At 67.3% G+C, this 13,331-nt stretch carries 9 protein-coding genes and 1 riboswitch; of the genes, 8 read left to right on the plus strand and 1 reads right to left on the minus strand.

Annotation, left to right across the window (positions count from 1 at the left end):
- Nucleotides 1–101: 101 nt before the first annotated feature.
- From ACCQ05_RS05635 to clpB, 7 genes are all read left to right on the plus strand, one after another.
- Complete coding sequence (locus tag ACCQ05_RS05635; protein ID WP_372393174.1) at nt 102–2,357, plus strand: TonB-dependent receptor; 2,256 nt, start codon at nt 102–104, stop codon at nt 2,355–2,357.
- A 67-nt stretch (nt 2,358–2,424) separates the two neighbouring features.
- On the plus strand, nt 2,425–3,753 hold the full coding sequence (locus tag ACCQ05_RS05640) for an LLM class flavin-dependent oxidoreductase (RefSeq protein WP_372393175.1): 1,329 nt from the start codon (nt 2,425–2,427) through the stop codon (nt 3,751–3,753).
- A 16-nt stretch (nt 3,754–3,769) separates the two neighbouring features.
- Nucleotides 3,770–4,810, plus strand: coding sequence for an L-glyceraldehyde 3-phosphate reductase (gene mgrA, locus ACCQ05_RS05645; protein ID WP_372393176.1), 1,041 nt, complete (start codon nt 3,770–3,772; stop codon nt 4,808–4,810).
- 11 nt (nt 4,811–4,821) lie between these two features.
- Nucleotides 4,822–5,934, plus strand: coding sequence for an aliphatic sulfonate ABC transporter substrate-binding protein (locus ACCQ05_RS05650; RefSeq protein ID WP_372393177.1), 1,113 nt, complete (start codon nt 4,822–4,824; stop codon nt 5,932–5,934).
- A gap of 46 nt (nt 5,935–5,980) precedes the next feature.
- The gene (gene ssuC, locus ACCQ05_RS05655) at nt 5,981–6,775 is read left to right on the plus strand and encodes an aliphatic sulfonate ABC transporter permease SsuC (RefSeq protein WP_372393178.1); all 795 of its coding nucleotides are present in this window, start codon (nt 5,981–5,983) and stop codon (nt 6,773–6,775) included.
- Entirely contained in the window at nt 6,772–7,605 is an 834-nt protein-coding gene (locus ACCQ05_RS05660) for an ATP-binding cassette domain-containing protein (protein ID WP_372393179.1), read from the plus strand. Before ssuC ends, ACCQ05_RS05660 begins: the two co-directional genes overlap by 4 nt.
- Before the next feature lie 190 nt (nt 7,606–7,795).
- On the plus strand, nt 7,796–10,381 hold the full coding sequence (gene clpB, locus ACCQ05_RS05665; RefSeq protein WP_372393180.1) for an ATP-dependent chaperone ClpB: 2,586 nt from the start codon (nt 7,796–7,798) through the stop codon (nt 10,379–10,381).
- A gap of 224 nt (nt 10,382–10,605) precedes the next feature.
- On the opposite strand, the gene ACCQ05_RS05670 is transcribed toward clpB, so the two are convergent.
- Complete coding sequence (locus ACCQ05_RS05670) at nt 10,606–11,400, minus strand: hypothetical protein (RefSeq protein WP_228962741.1); 795 nt, start codon at nt 11,398–11,400, stop codon at nt 10,606–10,608.
- 172 nt (nt 11,401–11,572) lie between these two features.
- Between ACCQ05_RS05670 and ACCQ05_RS05675 the strand changes: the two genes are divergently transcribed.
- A complete protein-coding gene (locus ACCQ05_RS05675) occupies nt 11,573–12,859 on the plus strand; it encodes an O-acetylhomoserine aminocarboxypropyltransferase/cysteine synthase family protein (protein WP_104539124.1) in 1,287 nt (428 codons plus the stop codon).
- A gap of 166 nt (nt 12,860–13,025) precedes the next feature.
- Nucleotides 13,026–13,250: riboswitch (cobalamin riboswitch) on the plus strand.
- Nucleotides 13,251–13,331 lie beyond the last annotated feature (81 nt).

A 13,331-nucleotide genomic window follows, 5' to 3' on the forward strand; every position in this document is an offset into this window, starting at 1 on the left:
TGCATGGTCGAGATGGCTTCGCCGCAGCGGGCCATGCCCGGATGCTGCAACAGCGTGCCCTTGAGCACCCAACCCCCATCGCCGTAAGACAGAGGACCTACATGCCCGTGCACCACCGGCTCCCTGCAAGGAGCGCTTCTGCATCGAGGTTGTTCGCAAGGCCGCAGGTGCTGGCGTGGAGCCTGGCCCTGGCATGTACACCGGCCCTTGCGGACGACGTGGGCGAAGCCGCTGCCGCGCCGGAGGGAGCTGCGCAGACCCTGGGTGCGGTGAAGGTGACCGCCACACGCCGCGAAACCACCTTGCAGCAGGTACCGGTAGCGGTCTCGGTGGTCCAGGGCCAGACCCTGGAGCGCGAGAATCGCAACAGCGTGGCCGACCTGCCGGCCCTGGTGCCCAGCCTGACGTTCCGCACCGGTGCTTCCAACAAGGACACCTCGCTGTTCCTGCGTGGCGTGGGCACCATCTCCACCTCGCCGGGCGTGGAGCCCAGCGTGGCCACGGTGATCGATGGCGTGGTGCTGGGCCGCCCCGGCCAGGCCACCCTGGATCTGCTGGATGTCGAACGCATCGAAGTCCTGCGCGGGCCGCAGGGCACCCTGTTCGGCAAGAACGCATCGGCCGGCGTGCTCAATATCGTCAGCAAACCGGCGCCGGAGGCATTGGGTGGCTACGTCGATTACGCGCATTTCGGTGGCGGCGGAGAAGACCGCGTCCGCGCCAGCGTCGGCGGCGCGTTGGTGCCGGAAGTGCTGAAGGCGAACGTGTCCGCGTTGTGGGCCGACTACGGCGGCAATGTGCGCAACATGGCCGATGGACAGACCGTCAACGGCTACCGGCGTGCCGGTGCGCGGCTGCGGCTGGACCTGACCCCGACACCGGACTTCAGCGCCACCCTGCTCGCTGACTATTTGCGCGCGCATGGCGATGCGCCCAGCGGCGTGGTGGTGGCCAGTACGCGCGCCGACTTCGCCGCCGCGCTCGCGCCGGTGCGTGCCGGTGCCGACAACCGGCAGATCAATAGCGATTACCGCACGTTCCTGGACGACACCAACAAGGGCGCCTCGCTGCAGCTGGACCAGCACATCGGCGAGGTGCTGCTGACCTCGATCAGCGCATGGCGGCAATGGGACAACACCCAGTTCCAGGATGGCGACCGCACCGCCCAGCGCAGCGCCGCGTTTCCGTCCTCGCACGACCGTGGCGACCTGGGCTATACGCAGTATTCGCAGGAGCTGCGCGTGCAGACTCCGCGCGATCGCGCGGTGGAGGCCGTGGCCGGCCTGTACTACCTGCATGCGCGCAACGACGAGACCTATCGCCGCACCGTGACGACGCCGACCGCCAGCAATGTGGGCGTGGCCGATTACGCAACGCGGGCAGCCACCTATGCGGCGTTCGGCGAGGCGACCTGGCATTGGCGGCCGGACCTGCGCGCCTTGCTCGGCGCGCGTGTCACCCGCGATACGCTGGATTACCGCCACCAGCGCGTGTCCAGCTCCGCCACCGCGGTCACCGGCATCCAGCCGGCCACCGCAAGCAATGGCAGCACCGCCGAAGATGGCGTGTCCGGACGTGCCGGCCTGCAGTACGACATCGATGCGCGCGCCACCGGCTATCTCACCTATTCGCGCGGCTACAAGGGCCCGGCCTACAACGTGTTCTTCAACATGCAGCCGCGCGACACGCCGGCGTTGAAGCCGGAAACCTCCAACGCCTGGGAGCTGGGCCTGAAGGCGCGTGCGCTGGACGACCGGCTCAGCGCGAACCTGGCGCTGTTCCATACCGACTACGCCAATTACCAGGCCAATTTCTTCGACACCGTGGCCGGGCAGGTGGTGACGCGGCTGATCAATGCCGGGCAGGTCCGCACGCAGGGCCTGGAGCTGGATCTGGAGTATCGGCCCACCGAGCGGCTCAGTCTGGCCTCGTCGCTGGCCTACACGCAGGCCCGCATCCAGCGCTTCGCCTGCCCGGCAGCGGCGGCGGCCAACTGCAATGTCGATGGCCGGCCGCTGCCGTTCTCGCCGGACTGGAAGGGCAACCTGCGCGCGGCCTACCGCGTGCCGCTGCGCGGCAGCCTGGCGTTGGAGGTGAACGGTGATGTGAGCTGGCAGGACAGTGTGCAGTACGACCTCAGCCAGACCCCCCAGACCATCCAGGGCCCATATGCGATCTGGAACGCCAGTGTCGCGCTGGCCGACGACGCGCATGGCTGGCGGGTGGCGCTGCTGGGCCGCAATCTGGGCGATCGGTCTTATGCGCCGCTATTGGCCAATGCCACCGGCAATGTCTACCGGCTGGTGCCGCGCGATGACCAGCGCTATGTCGGCCTGCAATTGCACAAGGATTTTTGAGGATGCGTTGGATGCAGTGGCAACCAGTGTTCGATCAAAGCAGGCAGCCAACCTGCGGTGAGTGGCGATGAGCGCGCCGCGTCAGCTGTCGCTGGGGGCCTTCCTGATGGCGACCGGCCACCACGTGGCGGCATGGCGTCACCCGCAGGTGAGCGCAGACACGCTGGATTTTGCGCAGTACCGCGAGATGGTGCGCATCGCCGAGGCGGCGAAGTTCGATGCGGTGTTCGTCGCCGACAGCCTGGCCGCGGCCGGCGGGCCGATCGCGCCACGCATGGCGCGTTCCAGCCTGTTCGAGCCGCTGACCCTGCTCAGCGCCCTGGCCGTGGCGAGCGAACGTATCGGGCTGATCGCCACCATGACCACCAGCTACAACGAGCCGTATCACGTGGCGCGCAAGTTCGCCTCGCTGGATCATCTGTCCGGCGGGCGTGCCGGCTGGAACCTGGTCACCTCCGATGCCGCCGACGAAGCGCTGAACTTCAATCGCGACGCGCACTACGTGCATGCCGAGCGCTATGCGCGGGCGCGCGAATTCCAGCAGGTGGTGGCCGGGCTGTGGGACAGCTGGGACGACGATGCCTTCATCGCCGACCAGGCCGCCGGCCTGCATCACGACCCGGCGCGTGCGCACGTGCTCGACCACCGCGGCGCGCATTTCCAGGTGCGTGGACCGCTCAATATCGCGCGTGCGCCGCAGGGGCACCCGGTGCTGGTACAGGCCGGCTCGTCCGAGCCGGGGCGTGCACTGGCGGCAGAGACCGCCGAGGTGGTGTTCACCGCGCAATCCTCGCTGGCCAAGGCGCAGGCGTTCTATGCCGACCTCAAGGGGCGGCTGGCGCAGTTCGGCCGGCCGCGCGATGCCTTGAAGGTGCTGCCCGGGGTGTTCATCGTGGTGGGGCAGAGCCAGGCCGAAGCGCAGGAAAAATTCGAGCAGTTCCAGCAGCTGGTGGAGCCGGAGGTGGGCATCGCGCTGCTCTCGCGCATGCTGGGCAACTTCGATCTGTCCGGCTACCCGCCCGATGGCCCGCTGCCGGAGCTGCCGCTGACCGAGACCGGGCAGCGCAGCCGCCAGCAGCTGTTCACCGAACTGGCTGGGCAGGAACAGTTGAGCATTGCCCAACTCGGGCGGCGCATCGCCGGCGGGCGCGGGCACTACAGCCTGATCGGCACGCCCACCCGGATCGCCGACGAGCTGCAGGCCTGGTTCGAGCAGGACGCAGCCGATGGCTTCAACGTGCTGGTGCCGCACCTGCCGGCGGGGCTGGCCGACGTGGCCACGCACGTGGTGCCGGAATTGCAGCGGCGCGGCCTGTTCCGGCGTGAGTACCAGGGGCGCACCTTGCGCGATCATCTGGGGCTGCAACGCCCCGTCAATCGCTTCAGCGCACGCTGACTTAGCGGACACTGTCATGAGCTATCTCGCACATCCCGATCGTTACGACCGTATCGCCTACCGCCGTGTCGGCCGTAGCGGCCTGGTGCTGCCCGCATTGTCGCTGGGCCTGTGGCACAACTTCGGCGACAGCACGCCGATCGATACCCAACGTGCGTTGTTGCGCACTGCATTCGACCTGGGCATCACCCACTTCGACCTGGCCAACAACTACGGCCCACCCTATGGCAGCGCGGAACGCAACTTCGGCCGCCTGCTGCGCGAGGATTTCAAGCCGTATCGCGACGAGTTGATCATCTCCACCAAGGCCGGTTGGGACATGTGGCCGGGCCCGTACGGGCAGGGCGGCAGCTCGCGCAAATACCTGCTGTCCAGCCTGGACCAGAGCCTGCAGCGGTTGGGCGTGGACTATGTGGACATCTTTTATTCGCACCGCTTCGATGCGGACACGCCGCTGGAAGAAACCGCAGGCGCCCTGGCCAGTGCGGTGCAGCAGGGCAAGGCCCTGTATGTGGGCGTGTCGTCGTACTCGTCGGCGCGCACGCGCGACATCGCTGCGCTGCTGGGTGAGTGGAAGGTGCCGTTGCTGATCCACCAGCCCGCCTACAACCTGTTCAACCGCTGGCCGGAACAGGACCTGCTGGACACCACCGCCGACCTCGGCGCCGGCGTGATCGCCTTTACGCCGCTGGCGCAGGGCCTGCTCACCGGCAAGTACCTGCAGGGCGTGCCGGCCGATGCGCGGGTCAACCGCCCCGGCGGTCAGTCGCTGCGCCCGGAGCATCTGTCCGAGGACAATCTGCAGCGTGCGCGCGGCCTGGACGGCATCGCGCGCCAGCGCGGGCAGAGCCTTGCCCAGCTGGCACTGGCCTGGGTGTTGCGCGATGCGCGCGTGAGCTCGGCGCTGCTGGGTGCCAGCCGCCCGGAGCAACTGGTGGAGAACGTGGCGGCGCTGCAGAACCTGCAGTTCAGCCCGGAAGAGTTGGCCGAGATCGATCGCCATGCGGTCGAGGGCGGTATCAATCTCTGGGAAAAACCGTCCACCGATTGGCAATGAGGAAGCTGCCGATGCGTCACTGCGTTTCAGCAACGACAATCGAAACGGCCACACAGCTGTTGGCCGCACGTGGCGGTGAAACGCAGGCGGCGCGTACGGCAGGCGCAATGCGCTGGCTGCGTGCGGCGCGCCGGCGGCTGACAGTTGCGCGCCCGGGCTGGGTGGCGGTGTGTGTGTCTGCGTTGCTGTTCTTCAGCATCGTGTCGGTGCAGCCTGCGCTCGCAACCGAGCCGGTGCAATTGCGCATCGGTTATCAAAAGGCGGTGTCGAGTTTGGTGCTGGCCAAACAGCATCGGCTGCTGGAGCAGCGCTTTCCGCGCACCAGGATCACCTGGGTGGAATTTCCTGCCGGCCCGCAGCTGCTGGAAGCCTTGAACGTGGGCAGCATCGATCTGGGCGGTGCCGGCGATATCCCGCCGCTGTTCGCCCAGGCGGCCGGCGCGGATCTGCTGTACGTGGGCTGGGTGCCGCCCACGCCCAAGGCCGAGACGATTCTGGTGCCGGCCAGGAGCACGCTGCGGCGCGTGGCCGACCTCAAGGGCAAGCGCGTGGCTTTCCAGAAGGGCTCGAGTGCGCACAACCTGCTGCTGCGGCTGTTGGCCAGGTCCGGGTTGAGCATGCGCGACATCACCCCGTTGTACCTGTCGCCGGCCAATGCGCGCGCCGCATTCGCGGCCGGGCAGGTGGACGCCTGGGCGATCTGGGATCCGTGGTATTCGGCCTTGACGCTGGATGGCAGTGCGCGCCTGCTCGCCAATGGCGAGGGGCTGGGGCTGACCGGCGGTTTCTTCCTGTCGTCGCGGCGTTATGCGACGGCGTGGGGGCCGTTCGTGCAGCAGGTGATGGGCACGCTCAACCAGGCCGATGGCCTGCTGGAGCGCGACCGTGCCGGCAGCATCAAGACACTGGCGCAGGTCAGCGGGCTGTCGCCGGCGGTGGTGGAGCGCACGCTGGCGCATCGCCCGCCGGCCAGCGTGCAGCCGCTGAGCGCGCAGGTGATCAAGGCGCAGCAGGCCACCGCCGATCTGTTCTTCGCACAGCGCCTGTTGCCCAAACGCGTGCTGGTGGCACCGGCGGTGTGGCGTGCGCCCGCCAGCGTTGCCGCACAGGCGGCGGGAAAATGATGCGCGTGCTGACTTCGACACGGTGCTGCAGCCGGCCGGTGCACGCATGAGCACGCCGCTGCGCCAGTGGAGCGGCCGGCTGGTGCCGTGGCTGTTGCCGTTGGCGGTGCTGACCGTCTGGCAGATCGCCGCGTCCACCGGCTGGCTGCCCGAGCGCATTCTCCCGGCACCCGATGCGGTGCTGCGCGCGGCAGCCACGCTGGTGCAAAGCGGCGAGCTGTGGCAGCACCTGGCCATCAGCAGCTGGCGCGCGGCGCTGGGGCTGGCCATCGGCGGTGGCATCGGGCTGGCGCTGGGCCTGCTGACCGGCGTGTCGCCGGTGGCCGAGCGGTTGCTCGACAGCAGCCTGCAGATGCTGCGCCACGTGCCGCATCTGGCGCTGATTCCGCTGGTAATCCTGTGGTTCGGCATCGACGAGGGCGCCAAGCTGTTCCTGGTGGCGCTGGGCACGTTCTTCCCGATCTATCTCAATACCTATCACGGCATCCGCAGCGTGGACCCGGCACTGATCGAGATGGCGCGCAACTACGGCCTGCGCGGGCCGCAGTTGTTCGTCGACGTGCTGTTGCCCGGCGCGCTGCCGTCGATCCTGGTCGGGCTGCGCTTCGCCTTGGGGCTGATGTGGCTGACCTTGATCGTGGCCGAAACCATTTCGGCCAGCTCCGGCATCGGCTACCTGGCGATGAACGCGCGCGAGTTCCTGCAGACCGATATCGTGGTGGTGGCGATCGTGTTGTACGCGCTGCTCGGCAAGCTGGCCGACCTGGCCGCGCGCGTGCTGGAAGCCTGGTGGCTGGGTTGGCATCCGGCACAGCAACGGCGTGCGGAGCTGCGCCGATGAGCGCGGTCGACACCGGCCTGCCGCTGCGCTTGCGCGGCATTGGCAAGCGCTATGGCGACAGGGAGGTCTTGCGCGGCATCGACCTGGAGATCGCGCCGGGTGCCTGCGTGGCAGTGGTCGGACGCAGCGGCTGTGGCAAGAGCACCTTGCTGCGGGTGATCGCCGGACTTGAGGCGGCCGATACCGGCAGCGTCGACAGCGCTGATGCAGCGCTGGCGGCGCAGCGCGATGCGGTGCGGCTGATGTTCCAGGATGCGCGGCTGCTGCCGTGGAAGCGCGTGATCGACAACGTGGCGCTCGGGCTGGGCCGCGCCGGGCGTGCGCAGGCGCAGGACGCGCTGGATGCCGTGGGCCTGGGCGCGCGTGCAGGCGACTGGCCGGCGGCGCTGTCGGGCGGCCAGCGGCAGCGGGTGGCGCTGGCGCGTGCGCTGGTGCATCGGCCGCGGCTGTTGCTGCTGGACGAGCCGCTGGGCGCACTGGATGCGCTCACCCGCATCGAGATGCAGCAACTGATCGTGCAGCTATGGCAGCAGTACGGGTTCACTGTGGTGCTGGTGACCCATGACGTTGCCGAAGCCTGCGCGCTGGCCGACCGCATCGTGGTGATCGAGCATGGCCAGATCGGCCTGGATCTTGCGGTGCCGGTGGCGCACCCGCGCACCCCGGGCATGTCGGCACTGGCGGCACTCCAGGCGCAGGTGCTGTCGCGTCTGCTGGCCGGCGGGGCGGTGGAGGCAGCGGTGCTTGCCGGCGAGGCCGCTGCCGGCCAGGACGCTGCCAGCCGCACCGCCTCGATGCGGGCAGGGGCACCGCTGCGGCGGATCGGGTAGCGCCCGGGCGCTGCGATCCCGGCCGGTGCCGCCCGCACCGCGCCGCCTGGGCTGCATCACGCCCGGCCTGGTGCAGGAACGGCGCGCGCTGGCGCGACCTTCGTGTCGCAGCACACCTTGAAACGCCGCCTGGCAACCGCATCTGCTCGGTATCGCCGGACATGCCGGCCACCCGTTCAGAGGAATTCCCATGCGGATGGACAAACTCACCTCGCGGTTTCAGCAGGCCTTGGCCGACGCACAGTCGCTGGCCGTGGGACGCGACCACAACATCATCGAACCGGTACATGTGCTCACCGCGCTGCTCGACCAGAGCGGCGGCAGCACGCGCCCCTTGCTGTCGCAGGCCGGCGTCAACGTGCCGCTGCTGCGCGAGCGCCTGGGCGAGGCGCTGGAAACCTTGCCCAAGGTGTCCGGGCAGGAAGGTAATCTGTCGATCGGCAACGATCTCAATCGCCTGCTCAATCAGACCGACAAGCTCGCCCAGCAGCACGGCGATGCCTTCATCGCCAGCGAGTGGTTCGTGCTGGCCGCCGCCGACGATGCCAGCCCGCTGGGCGTGGCCTTGCGCGCGGCCGGTGGCGACAAGAAGAAGATCGAAGCGGCCATCGACAAGCTGCGCGGCGGCGAGACCGTGCAGTCGGAAAACGCCGAAGAACAGCGCCAGGCGCTGGAGAAGTACACCATCGACCTGACCGCGCGTGCCGAAAGCGGCAAGCTCGATCCGGTGATCGGCCGCGATGAGGAAATCCGCCGCACCATCCAGGTGTTGCAGCGCCGCACCAAGAACAACCCGGTGCTGATCGGCGAGCCCGGCGTGGGCAAGACCGCCATTGTCGAAGGCCTGGCCCAGCGCATCATCAATGGCGAAGTGCCCGAAGGCCTGCGCGGCAAGCGCGTGCTGTCGCTGGACATGGGCGCGCTGATCGCCGGCGCCAAGTTCCGCGGCGAATTCGAAGAACGCCTCAAAGCGGTGCTCAGCGACCTGTCCAAGAACGAAGGCCAGATCATCCTGTTCATCGACGAGCTGCACACCATGGTCGGCGCGGGCAAGGCCGATGGCGCGATGGACGCCGGCAACATGCTCAAGCCGGCGCTGGCGCGCGGCGAGCTGCATTGCATCGGTGCCACCACGCTGGACGAATATCGCAAGTACATCGAAAAGGATGCCGCGCTGGAGCGCCGCTTCCAGAAGGTGTTCGTGGGCGAGCCGACGGTGGAAGACACCATCGCCATCCTGCGTGGTCTGAAGGAGCGCTACGCGGTGCATCACGGCGTGGAGATCACCGACCCGGCCATCGTTGCCGCCGCCACGCTATCCAACCGCTACATCACCGACCGCCAGCTGCCGGACAAGGCCATCGACCTGATGGACGAAGCCGCCTCGCGCATCCGCATGGAGATCGACTCCAAGCCGGAGGAGCTCGACCGCCTGGAGCGCCGCCTGATCCAGCTCAAGATCCAGCGCGAGATGCTCAAGAAGGAAAAGGACGAGGCCTCGCGCCAGCGCCTGGCCGACCTGGAAAGCGACATCGACAAGCTCGAACGCGAGTTCTCCGATCTCAATGAGGTGTGGAAGTCGGAGAAGGCCGCGCTGCAGGGAACCACCAAGATCAAGGAGCAGATCGAGCACGCCAAGCTGGAGCTGGAAGCCGCGCAGCGGCGCCAGGACTACGCCAAGATGAGCGAGATCCAGTACGGCGTGCTGCCACAACTGGAAAAGCAGATGCTGCTGGCCAACGAGGTGGAGCACCACGACTTCAAGCTGGTGCAGGACCGCGTGACCGCCGAGGAGATTGCCGAGGTGGTGTCGCGCTGGACCGGTATTCCGGTCAACAAGATGCTCGAAGGCGAGCGCGACAAATTGCTGCGCATGGAAGACGAACTGCATCACCGCGTGGTCGGCCAGAACGAGGCGATCAAGGTGGTGTCCGATGCAGTACGTCGTTCGCGCGCCGGCCTGTCCGACCCCAATCGTCCCAGCGGCTCGTTCCTGTTCCTGGGACCCACCGGCGTGGGCAAGACCGAGTTGTGCAAGGCGCTGGCCGATTTCCTGTTCGACAGCACCGAGGCGATGATCCGCATCGACATGAGCGAGTTCATGGAGAAGCACTCGGTGGCGCGGCTGATCGGTGCGCCTCCGGGTTATGTGGGTTATGAGGAGGGCGGTTATCTCACCGAGGCGGTGCGTCGCCGTCCGTATTCGCTGATCCTGCTGGACGAGGTGGAAAAGGCGCATGCCGATGTGTTCAACATCCTGTTGCAGGTGCTCGACGATGGCCGCCTCACCGATGGCCAGGGGCGTACCGTGGACTTCCGCAACACCGTCATCGTGATGACCTCCAACCTGGGCTCGCACCAGATCCAGGAGCTGTCCGGCGACGGCAGCGCCGAGGCCTATACGCAGATGAAGGCGGCAGTGATGGGCGTGGTGCAGGCGCACTTCCGCCCGGAGTTCATCAACCGCCTGGACGACATCGTGGTGTTCCATCCGCTGGACAAGGCGCAGATCAAGTCGATTGCGCGCATCCAGTTGCAGGGCCTGGAAAAGCGCCTGGCCGAACGTGGCCTCAAGCTGGACCTGGACGATGCCGCGCTGGAGCTGCTGGGCAATGTCGGCTTCGACCCGGTGTACGGCGCGCGCCCGCTCAAGCGCGCGATCCAGGCGCAGGTGGAAAATCCGCTGGCCCAGCAGATCCTGTCGGGCCAGTACGCCAGCGGCGAGACCGTGCGCGTGCGTGCGCAGGGTGGGCATCTGGAGTTCGGCAAGGGGTGATCGACGCTCTGGCACCACCGATCGGGCGCGGCTTGCGCGGCCGATCGGTGCCTGCCTTTCCACAGATCTGCTGCCGGTTGGACGTGGAGCAGAATGCTCCGATGATCGGGTTGAATGCGGGTGGTCTGCGATGCACCGGCTGTCGGCCCTGCAGCGGTAGGCAAGGGTCGGAAGCGCCGATTAGTCGCCTGGCCATCGGTCTCGCCGGCTGAGGTCCAGGCCGGTTAGTCCCAGGTCCCGAGGGAGATGCTCGCCACACAGGATGCCCCGGGATTGGCGCGCTGGTCGACGAAACGGCCCTGGAGTGTTGCGTCGACGACGGGTTTTTCGTTGCCCCGTCGGAAGGAGATGCCGACGCCGTCATCGAAGATGGCCAGTTCTTCGTCGGGAGCCTGCAGCCCGGTGTATTCCCCGACGAATCCGGCACGTGTCATCCGTTGAATCAACTCGCTCAGTCGCAGAGGACAGTGCTGTCCCATATCGCGTTGCATAGAATCACGCTTGTCGGATGCATCGCTGTCGCCTGTCCCTTCCACGGTAGTGAACAACGAAAACGAGAGGCCCCCCGGCCTGTACGTCACTTCGATCTGCTGTTGGTATGGCGTGCCTGCTTCCTGGGTGAAGGCGGTGAACACTTGGCCGATTGGCTGCTGCGGCGAGGGATTCCAGGGTTCGGGGCGTGCGGGCGGCAACAGCCCTTGCACGAAATCGACGCCAAAGGCCGTACACAGGCGTGTGAGTTTGAGGGCGGTCCGATTTCCTGCTGTCACCTCTGACAGGAGGCTCAGATAACGCTCGGTCTGTTCGCGGACGGAGACAGCATCGAACACACTGCTCGGGTCGGCCTTGCGAACCCGCTGCCGGCCGCAATCGCCGGGCTGCGACCACTTCAGCAGCGCATCATTCTCAGCTGGCGGCGTAGCGTGCGCGCTAGGCGCGGTGAGCAGGGCGACTACCGTTAACGCAACCGCCAGATGGCTTCGCATCGCTTCACGTCCTTTGAGCGTTTGCACGATCATACAAAGTGGTTGTGGCGTTGGCGACTGACCGCGCCGCGAGCACCAGGCGGATGTTGGCGAGCGTGGGCGGGGCAGGTCTGCTGGTCATGAGGTCATGAGGTCATGACGTGCTGTCATGAACTGAAGGCCGCTGGCCGGGTATTTTGTTGCGTCGTCCCCAGCGAGCCGTGCCATGACCGATCCGCAGTGGAAACCCGAAACCATCGCCGTGCATGGGGGCTATCGCCCCGACCCGACTACGCGCGCGGTGGCGGTGCCGATCTACCAGACCGTGGCCTATGCCTTCGACGACACCCAGCATGGTGCGGACCTGTTCGACCTGAAGGTGCAGGGCAATATCTACAGCCGCATCATGAACCCCACCAACGATGTGCTGGAGCAGCGTGTCGCTGCGCTGGAAGGCGGCATCGGCGCGCTGGCGCTGGCATCGGGGCAGGCGGCGGTGACCTATGCGATCCAGACCATTGCCGAGGCCGGCGACAATATCGTCTCGTCCAGTGCGCTATATGGCGGCACCTACAATCTGTTCGCGCATACGCTGCCGCAGTTCGGCATCAGTACGCGGTTTGCCGACTACCGCGATCCGCAGGCATTCGCCGGCCTGATCGACGAGCGCACCAAGGCGGTGTTCGTCGAGTCGATCGGCAACCCGCGCGGCAATATCACCGACATCCAGGCCGTGGCCGCGGTAGCGCATGCGCACGGCGTGCCGCTGATCGTGGACAACACCGTGGCCACGCCCTCGCTATTGCGGCCGATCGACTTCGGTGCCGACATCGTGGTGCATTCGTTGACCAAGTACCTGGGCGGGCATGGCAACAGCATCGGCGGCGCGATCGTGGACAGCGGTCGGTTCCCGTGGGCCGCGCACAAGACGCGCTTTGCGCGCCTCAACGAGCCGGATGTGAGCTATCACGGCGTGGTCTATACCGAGGCCCTGGGCGAGGCTGCCTATATCGGCCGCGCGCGGGTGGTGCCGCTGCGCAATACCGGTGCGGCGCTGTCGCCGTTCAATGCGTTCCTGATCCTGCAAGGCATCGAGACCTTGCCGCTGCGCATGGAGCGCATCAATGCCAATACCCTGGCGATTGCCCGCTACCTGCAGCAGCATGCGCGCGTGGCCTGGGTCAATTACGCGGCGCTGCCCGATCACCCCGAGCACGCGCTGGCGCAGAAGTACCTGGGCGGCCATGGCTCGGGCGTGCTGACCTTCGGCTTGCCCGGTGGGCGCGCGGCAGGCGCCCGATTCCTGGATGCGCTGCAGCTGTTCACGCGGCTGGTCAATATCGGCGATGCCAAGTCGCTGGCGACGCACCCGGCATCCACCACCCATCGGCAGCTGGGGCCGGCCGAGCTGGAACATGCCGGCGTCAGCGAGGACACCGTGCGCCTGTCGATCGGCATCGAGCATATCGACGATCTGCTGGCGGATCTGGAGCAGGCGCTGCAGGGGGCGTGAGATGCACATAAGGCTTCGCTCGCACCCTCATCCGGCGCTGCGCGCCACCTTCTCCCCATGACGTAGGGACAATGTCCCGATGGGAGAAGGAAACCATCGTTGACCATCCCGGCGCGTGGCGACGCGCCTGGTTTGGCCGGTGGTCGCAGACCGTGGAGGCGCCTGCTACCATGCGCGGCCCTGAGGTGACTGCCGGCTGGCCGGTGGTTTAAACGGGAATCCGGTGCGCGCATCGCCTTGGCGCGGCGCAAGTCCGGAGCTGCCCCCGCAACGGTGGGCGAGACAAGGGTCTGCACGTAACGCCACTGTGCAGTGCATGGGAAGGCGCAGACCCGGGAAGCGACCGCTTCCGCTCGCGAGCCCGGAGACCGGCCTGAAGGGATTGACCCGGCACGCGGTGGGCGTGGCCCTGTGCATCTGGTGCCCGCGCGCCGGACGCCTGGCCCGTTGCTGCCTGCCACCCCATCGCCCC

Source organism: Xanthomonas sp. NCPPB 3582, from assembly GCF_041475735.2.
In the GTDB taxonomy this organism is placed as follows: Bacteria; Pseudomonadota; Gammaproteobacteria; order Xanthomonadales; family Xanthomonadaceae; genus Xanthomonas; species Xanthomonas codiaei.